The organism is Streptomyces sp. AC627_RSS907 (assembly GCF_019049165.1).
The window spans coordinates 1-16,365 of record NZ_JAGMUE010000136.1 but is presented as its reverse complement, the minus strand read 5'-3'; the positions used below and the strand labels follow the sequence as shown (position 1 = coordinate 16,365).

Annotated in this window: 14 protein-coding genes and 1 pseudogene; 10 read left to right on the top strand and 5 right to left on the bottom strand. The window is 74.7% G+C overall.

Going from position 1 to position 16,365, the window contains the following annotated elements; translation table 11 throughout:
* A pseudogene (locus KUM32_RS43880) lies at positions 1–490 on the top strand (hypothetical protein); the annotation flags it as partial.
* Positions 491–542: 52 nt separating this feature from the next.
* On the opposite strand, the gene KUM32_RS27610 reads toward KUM32_RS43880, so the two are convergent.
* Positions 543–1,817: a PH domain-containing protein gene (locus tag KUM32_RS27610; protein WP_217144689.1), complete on the bottom strand. Its 1,275-nt coding sequence runs from the start codon at positions 1,815–1,817 to the stop codon at positions 543–545.
* 377 nt (positions 1,818–2,194) lie between these two features.
* On the bottom strand, positions 2,195–2,728 hold the full coding sequence (locus tag KUM32_RS27605) for a PH domain-containing protein (RefSeq protein ID WP_254406227.1): 534 nt from the start codon (positions 2,726–2,728) through the stop codon (positions 2,195–2,197).
* Between the two features lie 44 nt (positions 2,729–2,772).
* On the opposite strand from KUM32_RS27605, the gene KUM32_RS27600 reads away from it, so the two are divergent.
* A complete protein-coding gene (locus KUM32_RS27600) occupies positions 2,773–3,924 on the top strand; it encodes an NADH-quinone oxidoreductase subunit D (RefSeq protein ID WP_217144685.1) in 1,152 nt (383 codons plus the stop codon).
* Here KUM32_RS27600 and KUM32_RS27595 read toward each other — a convergent pair.
* Complete coding sequence (locus KUM32_RS27595; protein ID WP_217144684.1) at positions 3,889–5,043, bottom strand: SAM-dependent methyltransferase; 1,155 nt, start codon at positions 5,041–5,043, stop codon at positions 3,889–3,891. The two genes, KUM32_RS27600 and KUM32_RS27595, sit on opposite strands and share 36 nt — an antisense overlap.
* Before the next feature lie 118 nt (positions 5,044–5,161).
* Here KUM32_RS27595 and KUM32_RS27590 point away from each other — a divergent pair, with 118 nt between their 5' ends.
* On the top strand, positions 5,162–6,364 hold the full coding sequence (locus KUM32_RS27590; protein WP_217144683.1) for a sensor histidine kinase: 1,203 nt from the start codon (positions 5,162–5,164) through the stop codon (positions 6,362–6,364).
* A 53-nt stretch (positions 6,365–6,417) separates the two neighbouring features.
* Positions 6,418–7,092, top strand: coding sequence for a response regulator transcription factor (locus KUM32_RS27585; protein WP_217144682.1), 675 nt, complete (start codon positions 6,418–6,420; stop codon positions 7,090–7,092).
* Between the two features lie 96 nt (positions 7,093–7,188).
* Here KUM32_RS27585 and KUM32_RS27580 read toward each other — a convergent pair whose 3' ends face one another.
* Positions 7,189–8,295: a DUF5937 family protein gene (locus KUM32_RS27580; RefSeq protein WP_217144681.1), complete on the bottom strand. Its 1,107-nt coding sequence runs from the start codon at positions 8,293–8,295 to the stop codon at positions 7,189–7,191.
* A 157-nt stretch (positions 8,296–8,452) separates the two neighbouring features.
* On the opposite strand from KUM32_RS27580, the gene KUM32_RS27575 reads away from it, so the two are divergent.
* The gene (locus tag KUM32_RS27575) at positions 8,453–8,668 is read left to right on the top strand and encodes a hypothetical protein (protein ID WP_217144680.1); all 216 of its coding nucleotides are present in this window, start codon (positions 8,453–8,455) and stop codon (positions 8,666–8,668) included.
* Between the two features lie 251 nt (positions 8,669–8,919).
* Here the strand turns inward: KUM32_RS27575 and KUM32_RS27570 are convergent, their stop codons facing one another.
* A complete protein-coding gene (locus tag KUM32_RS27570; protein ID WP_217144679.1) occupies positions 8,920–10,158 on the bottom strand; it encodes a low specificity L-threonine aldolase in 1,239 nt (412 codons plus the stop codon).
* A 228-nt stretch (positions 10,159–10,386) separates the two neighbouring features.
* On the opposite strand from KUM32_RS27570, the gene KUM32_RS27565 reads away from it, so the two are divergent.
* Genes KUM32_RS27565 through KUM32_RS27545 form a run of 5 tightly spaced genes read left to right on the top strand, consistent with a single transcriptional unit; the run spans position 10,387 to position 15,851 of the window.
* On the top strand, positions 10,387–11,334 hold the full coding sequence (locus KUM32_RS27565; RefSeq protein WP_217144678.1) for a Rossmann-like and DUF2520 domain-containing protein: 948 nt from the start codon (positions 10,387–10,389) through the stop codon (positions 11,332–11,334).
* Positions 11,331–12,332 (top strand): pantoate--beta-alanine ligase, encoded by a 1,002-nt coding sequence (panC, locus tag KUM32_RS27560; protein WP_217144677.1) that lies wholly within the window; start codon positions 11,331–11,333, stop codon positions 12,330–12,332. Before KUM32_RS27565 ends, panC begins: the two co-directional genes overlap by 4 nt.
* The gene (locus tag KUM32_RS27555) at positions 12,329–14,062 is read left to right on the top strand and encodes an L-aspartate oxidase (RefSeq protein WP_217144676.1); all 1,734 of its coding nucleotides are present in this window, start codon (positions 12,329–12,331) and stop codon (positions 14,060–14,062) included. Before panC ends, KUM32_RS27555 begins: the two co-directional genes overlap by 4 nt.
* 5 nt (positions 14,063–14,067) lie before the next feature.
* On the top strand, positions 14,068–15,048 hold the full coding sequence (gene nadC, locus KUM32_RS27550) for a carboxylating nicotinate-nucleotide diphosphorylase (protein ID WP_217144675.1): 981 nt from the start codon (positions 14,068–14,070) through the stop codon (positions 15,046–15,048).
* A gap of 5 nt (positions 15,049–15,053) precedes the next feature.
* Positions 15,054–15,851: a type III pantothenate kinase gene (locus KUM32_RS27545; RefSeq protein WP_217144674.1), complete on the top strand. Its 798-nt coding sequence runs from the start codon at positions 15,054–15,056 to the stop codon at positions 15,849–15,851.
* The last annotated feature ends 514 nt before the right edge of the window (positions 15,852–16,365 follow it).

The window sequence follows — 16,365 nt, the reverse complement described above, 5'->3', positions numbered from 1 at the left end:
CGGCAGCCGCGGTGGCGCGAGCGCGGCGGCCGGGTCCGCGCGGGCGGACGAGGCGCCGGGGCAGCCCGAGGCGGCCGACGGGCACGAGCGCACCGCCGCCGCCACGCCGACGACCCCGTCCGACGAGCGGCCCGCGCAGCCCACCCAGCCCACCCGGCAGGCCGACGGGCACTTCACGGTGCCGACCGCGGTGGCCGTCGTACCGACCGCGCCCGCGCGGCGTCCCGTGGCCGACGGCGGCTTCGACTTCTTCGGCACGAAGAACGCCGAGGACGGGACGGCGCCGTCGGACGCCCTGGAGGCCGTCCAGAACGAGGACCTCGCCGACGTTGTCGGCCAGGAGGCCCTCGCCCTGCACAAGGCCGAGACGGAGGCCGCCCTCGAAGCGGGCGGCGAGGAGTCCCGGAGCGGGGGCCAGGTCATCGACCTGACGGCCCACGACGAGACGGAGCAGATCGACGTACAGGGGCTGCGCAGCGCGGTGTCCTGAGACCGGACCGGACGGCTCCGGCCGCCACCGGGGCCGCCACCGGGCGCGGGCCTCAGGCCATCCACCGGTCCGGCAGCGCGTCCCGCCGTCCGGTCCGGGAGCGCTCCGCCTGCGCGCGCAGCAGCTCCGCCGCCTCGTCGGCGTCCCGCAGCCGTGCGGTCACGGTCTTGTTCGCCCCCGTGTCCACCCGTACGTCGGCGAGCCGCAGCGTCCGCTGCCACGGCCCCTGCGTGAGGCGGACGCTCTGCACCTTGGCGTGCGGCACCAGGGCCAGGCTGCGGCGCAGCAGCCCGTACCGGGCGGCGAACACTGCGTCGGTGACGGCGAGACCGTAGCCGCGCCACCACACCGGCCGGCACCGTCCCGCGCGCCGCGGCGGGCGGGACAGCGACGCGCCCGGCGGCACGGTCACCCCGGGCAGCACGCGCGCGACGACCGAATCGGCGATCTCGCGCGGGGCGACCGGCAGCAGCACCGAGTTCGACGACCCGGCCACGTCCAGCTCCACCCGCACCCAGCGGCGCCGCCGCCACAGCAGCGGCTCCACGATCCGCACGGTCTGCACCCGGCCCGGCGGCACCGTCTCGTGCGTGCGGTCCAGCAGCCCGCGGTCGATGCGGAGCCCGTCCGGGGACTCGGCCACCGTCCAGTCGTACTCCGCGACGAAGCGGCCCGCACTGCTCGCGCCCGCCGCGCCGAGCAGGGGCAGGGCGGTCGCCAGGACCGTCCACAGGTTGTGGGTGGCCAGCCACAGCACCGTCGGTACGGTGACGGCGGCGGTCAGCGTCCCCCAGGTCGCGCCGGTCAGCAGCAGCGAGACGGCGAGCACGCCGGGCGGCACGTGCAGCAGCTGCCGGGAAGGTGCCTCGCCGACCTCGTGCGCGGTCTCGGGCGCGAGGCCGGCCGCGCGGGCGAGCAGCTCGGCGCGCAGCGCACGCGCCTCGTCCTCGCCGAGGAACGCCAGCTCGTCCTTCTTGCCGGTCCCTATGACGTCGAGTTTGAGCTTGGCGACCCCCGCGACCCGGGCGAGCAGGGGCTGGGTGACGTCGACGGCCTGGATCCGTTCGAGCCGGATGTGCGCGGTGCGCCGGAACAGCAGGCCGGTACGGATGCGCAGCTCCGTGTCCGTCACCGCGAAGTGGGTGAACCACCAGGTCAGGAAGCCGTACAGGGCGGCTGCCGGGATGAGTACGGCGAGGCCGACCAGCAGCGTGGTGGTGGTCAGCCGGGTCAGCTGGCGCTGCGCCTGGTCGGGGTCGTGCACGGCCCACCCGACGACCACGGCGACCGGCGCCCACGCCCGCCGCAACGGCGTCACGGGGTGCAACCGCCGCTCGACGACCCCGTCGCCCCGGCCGTCGGCCCCGTCACCCCCGCCGTCGGCCCCGACCGTGCCCTTCTCGGCCGTGTCCGTGCGGCGTCCGGTCGCTGTCGTGTCGCGGCCGGTGGTCCCCGTGGCGTGTTCGCCGTGGGCGGCTCGCTGTCCGGTTTCCGCCGCGCCGCGCCCGGCGCCGGCCGTGTGGCCCCCGGTCCGGGGCGGGCCGGTCCCGGCCGCATCCTCCCCGGCGCCGTTCACGCCGGCCCCGGCCCTCGTCGAGCCGTCCCGGTCGCCGGTCCGCTCGCCCCCGGCTCCGGCCGAGGCGGCTCCGGCCTCCGTCGGGGCGTCCTCGGCCCCCGTCACGCCGTCTCCCGCCCCGCCCCCGGTCACAGTCCCGCCGATCGGGCCTCGCCCAGCTCGGTGAGGTGGTCGCGGAGTCGTTCCGCCTCCGCCGGGTCGAGGCCCGGGATGGTCGCGTCGGTCGCGGCGGCGGCGGTGTGGAGCTGCACGCTGGCCAGGCCGAAGTGGCGCTCGACCGGGCCGGAGGTCACCTCCACCAGCTGCATCCGCCCGTACGGGACGACGGTCTCCTCCCGCCACAGCACGCCCCGGCTGATCAGCAGGTCGTCGGCGCGCTCGGCGTACCGCCAGGAGCGCCAGTTGCGCTCCAGCATCACCCAGCCCCACACTCCCAGGGCCGGCGGCAGCAGCGCGAGGAGCGCCCAGCCGGGGCCTATGAGGAACCCCGGCAGCAGGCCGGCGGCGAGTGTCAGCAGCCCCAGCCATGCCACCAGCAACAGGCGTCGCATCCGGAGCAGCCCCGGTGGCAGCCCGGTCCACACCGGCTCGTCCCGCGCCGTGTCCGCGGCGGGCTCCGTCGCCCGCGCCGTGCCCGTGCCGTCAGGGCTCCCCGTCTCCATGAGGCCAGCGTACGTAGGCGGCGCACGTAGGGGAGACTGTCCGCATGACTCCTACGACGGAGACCATGGTCGGTATCGGCGGCGCCGCGGAGAGCACCGACATGGTGCTCAACATCGGCCCCCAGCACCCGTCCACGCACGGTGTGCTGCGGCTCAGGCTGGTCCTGGACGGCGAGCGCATCACGAGCGCGGAGCCCGTGATCGGTTACATGCACCGCGGTGCGGAGAAGCTGTTCGAGGCCCGTGACTACCGTCAGATCATCGTGCTCGCCAACCGTCACGACTGGCTGTCGGCGTTCTCCAACGAGCTGGGCGTGGTCCTCGCCGTGGAGCGGATGCTCGGCATGGAGGTCCCCACGCGCGCGGTGTGGACGCGGACGCTGCTCGCGGAGCTGAACCGGGTGCTCAACCACCTGATGTTCCTGGGCTCGTACCCGCTGGAGCTGGGCGGCATCACCCCGGTCTTCTACGCCTTCCGGGAGCGGGAGGTCCTCCAGAACGTGATGGAGGAGGTCTCCGGCGGACGCATGCACTACATGTTCAACCGCGTCGGCGGCCTCAAGGAGGACCTGCCGGCCGGCTGGACCACGCGCGCGCGTGCCGCCGTCGCCGCCGTGCGTTCGCGCATGGACGTCTTCGACGACCTGGTGCTCGGCAACGAGATCTTCCGGGGGCGCACCCGGGGCGTGGGTGCCCTCGCCCCGCGGGCCGTGCACGCCTACGGCGTCAGCGGGCCCATCGCGCGCGCCTCCGGTGTCGACTTCGACCTGCGCCGCGACGAGCCGTACCTCGCCTACGGCGAGCTCCAGGACACCCTGAAGGTCGTCACCCGGACCGAGGGCGACTGCCTCGCCCGCTTCGAGTGCCTGCTGGAGCAGACGCACAACGCCCTCGACCTCGCCGACGCCTGCCTGGACCGCCTGGCCGAGCTGCCGCCGGGTCCGGTCAACCAGCGGCTCCCGAAGGTGCTGAAGGCGCCCGAGGGGCACACCTACGCCTGGACCGAGAACCCGCTCGGCATCAACGGCTACTACCTGGTCAGCAAGGGCGAGAAGACCCCGTACCGGCTGAAGCTGCGCTCGGCCTCGTACAACAACATCCAGGCGCTCACCGAACTGCTGCCCGGGACACTGGTCGCGGACATGGTGGCGATCCTCGGGTCACTGTTCTTCGTGGTCGGCGACATCGACAAGTAGCGCGGCGGCGTCGACGGAGCCGACCGGCTGGAGCAGCCACACGAAGTCCCCCAGCCCGCCGGGCGCGATCAGTTCGGCGGCCTCCGAGGCGCTCGCGAGGGCGCGTACGTAGGCCGCCGGGTCGGTGGAGGCGAGCGCGAGCGGGGGGCGTGCGCCGACGACGCCGAGGGCGCGCAGGGCCTCGCGCTGGGGGCGTAGAAGAGCCGGGCGCAGAAGAGCCGGGCGCGGGAGAGCGGGGCGCGGGAGAGCGGGGCGCTGGTGCGCACCCGGGGGCGTGCACTCCGGAGCGCACGCCACGGGGCAGGCCGCCGCGACCGCGTCCAGCGCCACGTGCGCCGTGATGTCGCACGACCCGTCCGGCACCGGTGCCGTCTCCCGCCCCTCCCGGAAGCCGGTGAGCGTCCCGAACGGCGGGCGGGTGCCCACCGTGTGCGCGTAGTCGGCGGCCACGGCGAGCCCCCTGTCCACCGTCGAGACGGCGGACGCCCAGGCGGCGTCCCGGGGGAGCCCGATCTCGGCCCGCAGCCCCTCCTCACCCGCCAGCGGCCACCATCGCGCCAGCCACTCGGCCTCCGCTCCGCCCACCGGCTCCCCGAGCCGCTCGGCCCCGTCCTCCCGGACGAGCACCCGCCGTGCGACGCCCGCGGAGTCCACCTCCGCCACCTCCACCGGGACGTTGTCCAGCCACTCGTTGGCGAACAGCAGCCCGGTCACCCCGCGCGGCGGCTCGGTGAGCCACTCGATCCGGTGGTCCAGCCCGTCCGGGCGCGCGGCGACCTCGACGGCGTACGCGCGCGTGCGGGCGGCCACGTCGGCGGGCAGCGCGGCCAGCACCCCGGTGACCAGTTCGCCGCGCCCGGCCGCCATGTCCACGAAATCCAGCGGCGCGGGCCGCCCCAGCGCCTCGTCGACCCGGCACAGCAGCCGCGCCACCGCGCCGGCGAACAGCGGCGACGCGTGGACGGACGTACGGAAGTGCCCGGCCGGCCCCTCGGGCCCGCGGTAGAACCCGGCCGGCCCGTAGAGCGCGTCCCGTGCGGCCTCCCGCCAGCCGCGCCACACCCCATGGGTCTCGTAAGCCCCGTCGGACTCTCCGGCCCGTCCTGTCCCTGGCGTCACAGGCCCAGGCTAGGCGCACAGGAGAACGAGGCCTCCACCTTGCGGAGTATGCGGGGGGACCGCGGATCGGCCCTCCGGTTGACCCCTGCACCTATCGCGCTTCCCTACTCTGGGTTACGTGCAGCGCCTCTACGACTTCCTCCGCAGACACCCGACCGGGGTCGACTGTTTCTGGGCTCTCGTCCTGCTCGGGATCACCTTTGTGTCCCTGCCCTCGCAGCAGGAGACCAGGGGGACGGACGTCACGGCGCTGATCGTTCCCTTCATCGTGCTGCTGTGCGCGGTGATCGCGCTGCGCCGGCGCCTGCCGGAGAAGATGCTGCTGCTGGCCGTCGCGCTGGGCCTGGGGCAGGTGGCGCTGGACGTGCCCACGATGGCGGCCGACTTCGCCTTCCTGGTGATCGTCTACACCGTGGCCGCGAACGGAGCCCGCTGGGCCTCCCGGACCGCGCTGGCCACGGGGCTGTGCGCCGCGCCCGTCGCCCACCTGCGCTGGCCCACCGAGGACGCCGGGATAGCGGGCAGCATCGCCATAACGGTCTTCCAGGGGGTGCCGTTCGCCCTCGCCTGGGTGCTCGGTGACTCGATCCGCACCCGCCGCGCCTACTTCGCCCAGTTGGAGGAGCGGGCGGCCCGGCTGGAGAAGGAGCGCGAGGCGCAGGCCAAGGTCGCGGTCGCCGCCGAGCGCGCCCGGATCGCGCGCGAACTGCACGACGTCGTCGCGCACAACGTCTCCGTGATGGTGGTGCAGGCCGACGGCGCCGCCTACGTCCTGGACGCGGCCCCCGACCAGGCGAAGAAGGCCCTGGAGACCATCTCCTCCACCGGCCGCCAGGCGCTCGCCGAGATGCGTCGCCTGCTCGGCGTGCTGCGCACCGGCGAGCACCAGGAGGCCGGCGAGTACGTCCCGCAGCCCGACGTCCAGCAGATCGAGGACCTCGTCGAGCAGTGCCGTACCTCCGGGCTGCCCGTCGACTTCAAGATCGAGGGCACCCCGCGCGAGCTGCCCAGCGGCGTCGAGCTCACCGCCTACCGCATCGTGCAGGAGGCGCTCACCAACACGCGCAAGCACGGCGGACCCAACGCGGGCGCGAGCGTGCGCCTGGTCTACTTCGACGACGGACTCGGGCTGCTCGTCGAGGACGACGGCAAGGGCGCCCCGCACGAGCTGTACGAGGAGGGCGGCCTCGACGGCCAGGGCCACGGCCTGATCGGCATGCGCGAGCGGGTCGGCATGGTCGGCGGCACCCTGGACGCGGGCCCGCGCCAGGGCGGAGGATTCCGCATCAGCGCACTGCTGCCGTTGAAACCCGCACACTGATATCCGCGCCCGTACGCACGTACCGCGTTGACACCTGTAAGGAAGAGGCCCCGATGGCGATCCGCGTAATGCTCGTCGACGACCAGGTGCTGCTGCGCACCGGGTTCCGGATGGTGCTGGCGGCCCAGCCGGACATGGAGGTCGTCGCGGAGGCGGGCGACGGGGTCGAGGCCCTTCAGGTGCTGCGCTCCACCGCCGTGGACGTCGTCCTGATGGACGTCCGCATGCCCAAGCTCGACGGGGTCGAGACCACCAACCGGATCTGTGCGGAGCCGGACGCGCCGAAGGTGCTGATCCTGACCACCTTCGACCTCGACGAGTACGCCTTCTCCGGGCTGAAGGCGGGTGCCTCCGGCTTCATGCTCAAGGACGTACCGCCCGACGAACTGCTCGCCGCGATCCGTTCCGTGCACAGCGGCGACGCGGTGGTGGCCCCCTCGACCACCCGTCGGCTCCTCGACCGCTTCGCGCCGATGCTGCCGGCCACCAACCAGGAGCCCCGGCGCAAGGAGCTCCAGCGGCTCACCGAACGGGAGCGCGAGGTGATGGTGCTGGTCGCGCAGGGCCTGTCCAACGGGGAGATCGCGGCTCGGCTCGTGCTGTCGGAGGCGACCGTGAAGACGCACGTGGGCCGCATCCTGACCAAGCTCGGCCTGCGCGACCGGGTGCAGGTGGTCGTCCTCGCCTACGAGACCGGGCTGGTGCGTGCCGGTGGCGGCCAGGGCTGACAGCGCCCGGCCCCTCGCCGGCGGGGTCCGCGCGTGCTCCCGTGGAGCAACGGGCCCTACGGTGGCCGCCGCTTCGGCCGATCCGGCGCCCGAGGGTCAGCGGAGTATCCCCTCCAGGAAGTCGCTGCCCAGCCGGGCCACGACCGTCACGTCCAGCTGGTGCAGGACGTACCGTCCGCGGCGTCGCGTCGTGATCAGGCCCGCCTTCTTCAGCACGCCCAGGTGCCGGGATATCTCCGGGGCCGTCATGCCGTGCGCCTGCGCCAGCTCGCTCGTGGTGTACGCGCTGCGGGCCAGGTGCCGGCAGATCCGCATGCGGACCGGGTGGGACAGCGCGGTCATCCGCAGTGTGAGCTGCTCGACGGAGGGCGGTGAGGCCAGCTCGGGGGAGCCGACCGGGTAGTGCAGCACCGGCTGCCAGTCGTGCCGGTGCAGGACCATCAGGTGCGGCCAGCCGAGGCTGGTGGGGACCAGCAGGAGCCCGCCGTCCGCCGTCGCCGAGCGGCCGTCGCCCAGCTTGTCGACCGTGATCCGCGCGGCGGCCTCGTCCAGCGTCACCGCCGGGGAGACCGAGGCCAACGCCTCGGCGAGGCCCTTGCGGCGCAGCAGGTCGGTCTTGAGGCGGGCGTCCGCCGCCAGCTGGTGGCGGAGCCGGGACCAGGCCTCCGCGAAGAACGCGTCGTCGCAGTCCTGCGTGAACTGCCGGAACCAGCCCCGGATCCGCGGTGGGTCGGTCAGCAGCCGCTCGCTGAAGCGCAGCTGCTGCGGCCCCCGCGCGGCGGCCAGGTCCAGCGCGCGCCGGCGTACCGTCGCGTCCGTGAGCGCGGAGACCCCGCCGGTGCCGTACGACAGGGCGCAGGTGAACTCCAGGGCCGCGTCCACGAACTGCTCGTCGGACAGCTTGTCGAGCAGGTCCAGGTCATCGGCGAGGGTGGCCCCGGGCAGCGTGCTGCGGCCCGGGATGCCGGCGAACGGCATGAACAGGTCCGAGAACGTCGTCCGCCACAGGAAGTCGGCCTCGCACATCCGGTCGGCCAGGTGCGAGTCGAGCCGCGCGGTCACGCCCGTCGCCCAGCCCTGCAGGCCCGGGTGGTGCGCCGGCTCGGACAGCGCGTGCAGGGCCATGCCCAGCTCGGCCAGGGGCGACGGCACGACGGCGACCCTCTCCGGCCGCAGCCCCGCGATGTCGATACGCACGCTCATGCCCCCATGGTGCACGCCGCCACTGACAACGCCGCCGTCGATTGACTGCCGCCGTCAATCGGCACGACCGCGGGTCCGCACCGGAGCAGTCTGGGGTCACCGGGGCAGCCGCGGAGCCCGATCCCCACCCCCTACGTCCCTGGGAAGGCGACCCGCCATGAGCATCACGCAGCAGTACCTCCTCGACGCCTACCGCGCCCAGCAGCTCGGCACGGCCACGCCGCCCGCGCCCGGCACCCACGACCGGCAGGTCGTGCGCGAGTGGCACGACCGCCGCCGGTTCCGGGCGGTCCTCGCCGGCCGTCCGGCACGCGGTCGCGTACGGCGGGCCCTGCGCCGGTGGCGGACGACGCGGCCGCACGCCACCGGCTGACGCGGGGCCCGGACCTGACCGGCCGTCAGCAGCGGGCCGGCCGGCCGTCACCCGGCCGTCACGCCGCCAGCCGTCGGCCGGTCTCCCGTCGGCTCCAGCTCCCCCGTCAGTCTCCAGTTCTCCCGTCAGTCTCCAGCTCCGCCCCGTCATTCCCCAGCTCTCCCGTCGACCTCCGGCTCTCCGCCCTCAGCTGCTCGGCCGTCAGCCACCGCCGGGTTCCCTCAGCCGTCGGTCCTCAGCCGGTCAGCCGGTCAGCCGGAGCCGGTCAGCCGCGCGGCGAAGTCGGCGACCGCCGCCTTCACGTCGTCGGCGGTCCACTCCAGGCCCGCCGCCTCCACCCCCACCTCGGTGACGGCGATCCCCGGGCCGGACGCGTCCCAGGGCCGGGAGAAGAGCGCCGTCCCCGTCTCCTCGGCCTGCCGCAGCGCGGCCTCGCCCGCGGCGTCGGCGTCGCAGGGCAGCCAGACCTGGAACTCGTGGGTGTGCGGCACCCCGGGGTGCACCCGGGCCCACGGCAGCCCGGTCGCCGCGAAGCCCTCGCGCAGCGCGGCGGCCACCACGCGCGCGTGGGCCACGTACTCCGGCAGCCGGGGCAGCTCGCGCTCCAGGCCGGCCAGGGCCGACAGCACCGTGGGGAACTGCTGGAAGACCGCGCCTCCGTACCGGTGCCGCCAGGCCCTGGCCTCCTCGACCAGCGTCCGCGGGCCGGCCAGGGCGGCTCCGCCGTAGCCCTTGAGGGACTTGTAGAACGAGACGTAGACGCTGTCCGCGAGGCCCGCGATCTCCGCCAGGGGGCGGCCGAAGCGGACGGTGGACTCCCACAGGCGGGCCCCGTCGAAGTGGACCACCGCGTCGCGCTCCCGCGCGGCCTCGACGACCTCGGTGAGCTCCTCCCAGGTGGGCAGCACGAAACCGGCCTCCCTGAGCGGCAGCTCCAGCATCAGCGCCCCGAACGGCTCCTCGAAGTCGCGTACCTCGTCGGCGGTCGGCAGTCGGGGAGCGCTGGTCAGGCGCACCGGGCGCAGCCCGCTGACCCGGCTGAAGGCGTTCCGCTCGTGCACCTCGGGATGGCTGAGCCCGTGCAGGGCGACGACCGGGTTGCCGGTGCGGCCCGCCCAGCAGCGCAGCGCCACCTGCTGGGCCATGGTCCCGGTGGGGAAGAAGGCGGCGGCCTCGGTGCCGAGGAGGGCGGCGACCTTCTCCTCCAGGGCCTGCACGACGCCGTTGCCGTACATGTCGGACGGCTCGTCGAGGTCGTACAGTCCGGCGGCCGTGTCCAGCAGGGCGAGGCGCTCCCGCAAGGTGGTGGCGACGCCCGGGCGCGCGAGGACGCGTCGCGCGTCTCGGTGCGCGGCCACGCGGCGTGCACGAAGCCGCTTGTACCGCTCCTCGACCGGCTCCGCGGCGTCCGCCTCCCCGGTCGCACGCCCGCCCTGCCCCGCCCGTTCCGCCTGCTCCGCCCGGTCCGTGTGTGGCGCCGTATCGCTCATGCCGGGATCATGCCGTGCCCACGCACCGCCGGGCACCCGGGTTTCCCCGGATTCTGCGGTTCCCCCACGTTCCGCCACGCCTCCCCACCCGCGCGGGCAGGCATACCACGGCATCGCACGGAAACCCACAGCCTGTGGACAACCGGACGGTCCTCGGACCGATCGCGTTAGCATGACGAGAAATCGTCCGGTACCCCGAGCGGACTGGAACGGGAAGGCCGCCGTCGCGTGAACACAACCCCACAGCCAGACCCCAAGGACCGCCCCGCGCGGCTCACCGTAGGCGTCGTCGGCGCCGGCCGCGTGGGCCCCGCGCTGGCCGCGTCCCTCCAGCTCGCCGGGCACCGCCCGGTGGCCGTCTCCGGGGTCTCCGACGCCTCCCGGCGGCGTGCCGCGGCACTCCTGCCCGACGTGCCGCTCATGGCGCCCGCCGAGGTCCTCCAACGCGCCGAGCTGGTGCTGCTGACCGTCCCGGACGACGCCCTGCCCGACCTGGTGACCGGCCTCGCCGAGACCGGCGCGGTGCGGCCGGGCCAGCTGCTCGTGCACACCTCTGGGAGGTACGGCGCGAAGGTCCTGGACCCCGCGCTGCGGGCCGGCGCCCTGCCGCTCGCCCTGCACCCGGCGATGACCTTCACCGGCACCCCCGTGGACGTCCAGCGCCTGGCCGGCTGCTCCTTCGGCGTCACCGCGCCCGAGGAACTGCGGCTGGCCGCCGAGGCGCTGGTCATCGAGATGGGCGGCGAGCCGGAGTGGATCGCCGAGGACAAGCGCCCGCTGTACCACGCGGCGCTCGCCCTCGGCGCCAACCACCTGGTCACCCTGGTCGCCCAGTCCATGGAACTGCTGCGCGGCGCCGGCGTCGGGGCCCCCGACCGGATGCTCGGCCCGCTGCTGGGCGCCGCCCTGGACAACGCCCTGCGCTCCGGTGACGCGGCCCTCACCGGCCCCGTCGCGCGCGGTGACGCGGGCACGGTCGCCGCACACATCGTGGAGCTGCGCGACCACGCCCCGCAGGCCGTGGCCGGCTACCTGGCGATGGCGCGCGCGACCGCCGACCGCGTGCTGGCCCACGGGCTCCTCAAGCCCGAACTCGCCGAGGACCTCCTTGAGGTGCTCGCCGAGGCCACCGGCGGAACCACCGGCACCACCGGCACCGAGGGAGACGCCCGATGACCCCCGCCCCGCCCACCCTGCTGCGCACCGCCGACGAACTGCACGCACGCGTGCGTCAAGGCCGCCGGGCCGTCGTGATGACCATGGGCGCCCTCCACGAGGGCCACGCGACCCTGATCCGCACCGCGCGCCAGGCCGCCGGCCCCGACGGCGAGGTCGTGGTCACCGTCTTCGTCAACCCGCTGCAGTTCGGCGCGGGCGAGGACCTGGACCGCTACCCCCGCACCCTGGACGCCGACCTGAGGCTCGCCGGGCAGGCGGGCGCGGACGCCGTCTTCGCCCCTGCCGTCGACGAGGTCTACCCCGGCGGCGAACCGCAGGTCCGCGTCACCGCGGGCCCCATGGGCGAACGCCTGGAGGGCGCCTCACGCCCCGGCCACTTCGACGGCATGCTCACCGTGGTCGCCAAGCTGCTCCACCTGACCCGCCCGGACCTCGCCCTCTTCGGCCAGAAGGACGCCCAGCAGCTCGCCCTGATCCGCCGCATGGTCCGCGACCTGAACTTCGGCGTGGAGATCGTCGGCGTCCCCACCGTGCGCGAGGAGGACGGCCTGGCCCTGTCCAGCCGCAACCGCTACCTCTCGCCCCGGGAGCGTCGCACGGCCCTCGCGCTCTCCCAGGCGCTCTTCGCGGGCTTGGACCGGCACGCCGCCCAGGAGGCGCTGCGCGCGCGGGCCCGTGAAGTGCCCGCGACGCACGCGCGTGCCGAGGCGCTCAACGCCCTGGGCGAGTCCCGCGCGGCGGCCGACGCCCACGCCGTCTCGCACGCGGTCCCGGGCGGCCCCGACGCCGTCCGGGCCGCCGCCCGCCTGGTCCTGGACGACGCCGCCCGCCTCGACCCGCCGCTGGAGCTGGACTACCTCGCCCTGGTCGATCCGTCCGACTTCACCGAGATCGGCGACGACCACACCGGCGAGGCCGTCCTCGCCGTCGCCGCCCGGGTCGGCGCCACCCGGCTGATCGACAACGTCCCCCTCGTCTTCGGAGCCGCCTCGTGACCAGCACAGGCATACGACTGCACGCCCCCGCGCCCGGCTGGGCCGTTGCCGCAGACGTGGTGGTCGTCGGCTCCGGCGTCGCCGGCCTCACCGCCGCCCTGCGCTGCGAGGCGGCCGGCCTGACGACGGTCGTGGTCACCAAGGCCCGCCTGGACGACGGCTCCACCCGCTGGGCGCAGGGCGGCGTCGCCGCGGCCCTCGGCGAGGGCGACACCCCGGAGCAGCACCTGGACGACACCCTGGTCGCCGGCGCGGGCCTGTGCGACGAGGAAGCGGTGCGCATCCTGGTCACCGAGGGCCCCGACGCCGTACGCCGCCTCATCGCCACCGGCGCGCACTTCGACGAGTCCGCCGAGGGCGGCCTGGAACTCACCCGCGAGGGCGGCCACCACCGTCGCCGCATCGCCCACGCCGGCGGCGACGCCACGGGCGCGGAGATCTCCCGGGCCCTGGTGGAGGCGGTACGCGCGCGCGGGATCCGCACGGTCGAGAACGCCCTCGTCCTCGACCTCCTCGCGGACGCCGACGGCCGCACCGCCGGCGTCACCCTGCACGTGATGGGCGAGGGCCAGCACGACGGCGTCGGCGCGGTCCACGCACCCGCCGTGGTCCTGGCGACCGGCGGCATGGGCCAGGTCTTCTCGGCGACGACGAACCCGTCCGTCTCCACGGGCGACGGCGTCGCGCTCGCCCTCCGCGCGGGCGCCGAGGTGAGCGACCTGGAATTCGTCCAGTTCCACCCCACGGTGCTCTTCCTGGGCCCGGACGCCGAGGGCCAGCAGCCCCTGGTCTCGGAGGCGGTACGCGGCGAGGGCGCCCACCTGGTGGACGCGGACGGCGTGCGCTTCATGCGGGGACAGCACGAGCTGGCCGAACTGGCCCCCCGGGACATCGTCGCCAAGGGCATCACGCGCCGCATGCAGGAGCGGGGCGCCGAGCACATGTACCTGGACGCGCGCCACTTCGGGGCGGCGATGTGGGAGCGCCGTTTCCCCACGATCCTCGCCGCCTGCCGCGCCCACGGCATCGACCCGGTCACCGAGCCCGTCCCGGTCGCCCCGGCCGCCCACTACGCCTCCGGCGGCGTCCGCACCGACGCCCACGGCCGTACGACCGTCCCCGGCCTGTACGCGTGCGGCGAGGTCGCCTGCACGGGCGTGCACGGCGCCAACCGCCTGGCCTCCAACTCCCTCCTGGAGGGCCTGGTCTACGCGGAGCGCATCGCCGCCGACATCGCGGCGAGCCACGCCGACGGCACCCTCCCCGCGCGCGTGCCCGCACCCCTTCCGCTCCGGGAACACCCGGAGCACCCCCTCCTCCCGCCCGAGGCCCGCCTCACGATCCAGCGGATCATGACCGAGGGAGCCGGTGTCCTGCGCTCGGCGGACTCCCTCGCGCGGGCGGCCGACCGGCTGCACCGCCTCCACACCGAGGCCCGCGAGACCCTGGACGAGAACGGCAAGACGTCCGAGCCGGGCGTCGACACCTGGGAGGCCACCAACCTGCTGTGCGTGGCCCGCGTCCTGGTGGCCGCGGCGGCACGCCGCGAGGAGACCCGCGGCTGTCACTGGCGCGAGGACCACGCGGAGCGCGACGACACCACGTGGCGCCGCCACATCGTCGTACGGCTGAACCCGGACCGCACCCTCGCCGTGCACACCACGAACACGCCAGAATTCCCCCCGACCACCCACAGCGACCAGCCGACGCGGCGTCCCCAGGAGCAGTGACAGCAGTGAACACCCCCGACCTTCCCCTCGCCTCCACCGGAGGCTGCGGCGACGGCTGCGCCTGCGGCGCGGAAACCGACGAAGAGACCTACATGGAGTGCGGCCTCGACCCCGCACTCGCGGCCCTCCTGCTCGACTCGGGACTCGACCCCGTGGAGGTCGAGGACATCGCGAACGTCGCCATCCAGGAGGACCTGGCGGGCGGCGTGGACGTCACGACGGTCGCGACCATCCCCGAGGACGCCGTGGCCACCGCCGACTTCACCGCACGGGAGGCGGGCGTGGTGGCGGGCCTCAGGATCGCCGAGGCGGTGATGTCGGTCGTCTGCACGGACGAGTTCGAGGTGGAACGCCACGTCGAGGACGGCGACCGCGTGGAAGCCGGCCAGAAGCTCCTCTCCGTCACCACCCGCACCCGCGACATCCTGACCGCGGAACGCAGTGCCCTGAACCTCCTGTGCCGCATGTCGGGCATCGCGACGGCCACGCGCGCGTGGGCGGACGTCCTGGAGGGTACGAAGGCGAAGGTCCGGGACACCCGCAAGACGACCCCCGGGCTGCGCGGCCTCGAGAAGTTCGCCGTCCGCTGCGGCGGCGGCGTCAACCACCGCATGTCCCTCTCGGACGCGGCCCTGGTCAAGGACAACCACGTAGTGGCCGCCGGCGGCGTGGCGGCGGCCTTCCAGGCCGTCCGCGAGCGCTTCCCCGACGTCCCCATCGAGGTCGAGGTCGACACCCTGCACCAGCTCCGCGAGGTCGTGGACGCGGGTGCGGACCTGATCCTGCTGGACAACTTCACGCCGGGGGAGTGCGAGGAGGCGGTCGCCCTGGTCGCCGGCCGGGCCGCGCTGGAGGCCTCCGGCCGCCTCAGCCTCGACAACGCCAAGGCGTACGCGGCCACGGGCGTCGACTACCTGGCCGTGGGCGCCCTCACCCACAGCTCCCCCATCCTGGACATCGGCCTGGACCTGCGAGCGGCGGAGTAGAGCCCATGCTGCTGACGATCGACGTAGGCAACACCCACACCGTCCTGGGCCTCTTCGACGGCGAGGACATCGTCGAGCACTGGCGCATCTCCACGGACGCGCGCCGCACGGCCGACGAGCTCGCGGTCCTCCTCCAGGGACTGATGGGCATGCACCCCCTCCTCGGCGACGAGCTGGGCGACGGCATCGACGGCATCGCCATCTGCGCGACGGTCCCCTCGGTCCTGCACGAACTCCGCGAGGTCACCCGCCGCTACTACGGCGACGTCCCCGCCGTCCTGGTCGAACCGGGCGTCAAGACGGGCGTCCCCATCCTCACCGACCACCCCAAGGAGGTCGGCGCGGACCGCATCATCAACGCCGTCGCGGCCGTCGAGCTCTACGGCGGCCCGGCGATCGTCGTGGACTTCGGCACGGCGACGACGTTCGACGCGGTCAGCGCGCGCGGGGAGTACGTCGGCGGGGTCATCGCCCCCGGCATCGAGATCTCGGTCGAGGCGCTCGGCGTCAAGGGCGCCCAGCTCCGCAAGATCGAGGTGGCCCGGCCGCGCAGCGTGATCGGCAAGAACACGGTCGAGGCGATGCAGTCCGGCATCGTGTACGGCTTCGCCGGCCAGGTCGACGGGGTCGTCAACCGCATGTCCCGCGAGCTGGCCGACGACCCGGACGACGTCACGGTCATCGCCACGGGCGGGCTGGCGCCGATGGTGCTGGGCGAGTCCTCGGTCATCGACGAACACGAGCCGTGGCTGACGCTGATGGGGCTACGGCTGGTGTACGAGCGGAACGTGTCCCGCATGTAGCACCGGGCGTGGACCACCCGGCGCGGGGGTGGGTCGCGCGTCCCGGCGCTACGGGGCGCCTCCCCCACTCCCGGCTTCGCTCGACCGGGCCCCCATCACCAACCCGTGCCGCCCCAGCGGCACGACTGCCCGCAGCGGGGCGGTCCCGGACGGACCGCAGCGGCGGCCGGACGGACTGCCCGCAGCAGCGGCGGCGGACGGACCGCAGCGGCGGCCGGACGGACTGCCCGCAGCGGGGGCGGGGCGGCCTGCCCGCGAGCTACGGCGGGTTGGCCGCGTACGGCGGGAAGGGGACGGGTCGGGGGGTGTCCGCCCGCAGCGGTTGGCGCGTCCGCGCCGGCCCTTCCGTGGCCGACCGATTCCGCGCCGTTCCGAGGACGGACACCCCCCGACCCGGCCCCGACCCACCCCACCACCGAACGCGCTACCCGCACCCCCACCGAACCCGCACAGGCCGCCGCAGGCACCCCACCCACACACCCACCGGCCCCCGCAGGCCCCCACAACCCGCACC

Coding starts and splice junctions, on each gene's coding strand:
- KUM32_RS27585 (WP_217144682.1), top strand. CDS start 6,418: ATGGCGATCCGCGTAATGCTCGTCGACGACCAGGTGCTGCTGCGCACC.
- panC (WP_217144677.1), top strand. CDS start 11,331: ATGACCCCCGCCCCGCCCACCCTGCTGCGCACCGCCGACGAACTGCAC.
- KUM32_RS27580 (WP_217144681.1), bottom strand. CDS start 8,295: ATGAGCGTGCGTATCGACATCGCGGGGCTGCGGCCGGAGAGGGTCGCC.
- KUM32_RS27570 (WP_217144679.1), bottom strand. CDS start 10,158: ATGAGCGATACGGCGCCACACACGGACCGGGCGGAGCAGGCGGAACGG.
- KUM32_RS27605 (WP_254406227.1), bottom strand. CDS start 2,728: ATGGAGACGGGGAGCCCTGACGGCACGGGCACGGCGCGGGCGACGGAG.
- KUM32_RS27545 (WP_217144674.1), top strand. CDS start 15,054: ATGCTGCTGACGATCGACGTAGGCAACACCCACACCGTCCTGGGCCTC.
- KUM32_RS27600 (WP_217144685.1), top strand. CDS start 2,773: ATGACTCCTACGACGGAGACCATGGTCGGTATCGGCGGCGCCGCGGAG.
- KUM32_RS27575 (WP_217144680.1), top strand. CDS start 8,453: ATGAGCATCACGCAGCAGTACCTCCTCGACGCCTACCGCGCCCAGCAG.